This is a genomic window from Streptomyces sp. GbtcB7 (assembly GCF_019091445.1).
In the GTDB taxonomy this organism is placed as follows: Bacteria; Actinomycetota; Actinomycetes; order Streptomycetales; family Streptomycetaceae; genus Streptomyces; species Streptomyces mirabilis.
Genome location: NZ_JAGXJM010000203.1, coordinates 1 through 331, shown reverse-complemented (window position 1 = coordinate 331; position 331 = coordinate 1). Strand labels below are relative to the sequence as shown.

The window sequence follows — 331 nt, the reverse complement described above, 5'->3', positions numbered from 1 at the left end:
CGGTCGTAATTCCATACGGCGGCGGAGGTAGCCCTCCCCTAACTCGTCAGCTCGACGCATTGTCTTCGCAAGTCGATGCCCCGGATCTCGAAGTCATCGTGGCAGCCAACAATGCCAAGGCTTTCGCCGAACTGGAGGCGCTGAACCGAGGATCGCGCAGCGGCACATTCTCAACGGTCGATGCCACGACTTCGCCCGGGGCGAGCCACGCGCGGAATGTGGGGTGGCGCTCTGCCCAGGGCTCGGTGATTCTTTTCTGCGACGCGGACGATCTAGTTCCGAGTGATTGGGTGTGCGCACTCGCGAAGAGCCTCGCGGACGCGGACGTTGT

At 62.8% G+C, this 331-nt stretch carries 1 protein-coding gene; it reads left to right on the top strand.

Annotated features, from left to right (window positions below):
• Positions 1-59: 59 nt before the first annotated feature.
• Positions 60-331, top strand: a 272-nt coding sequence (locus KVT44_RS55850; RefSeq protein ID WP_217576930.1) for a glycosyltransferase family 2 protein, incomplete at its 3' end; no start/stop codon positions are given.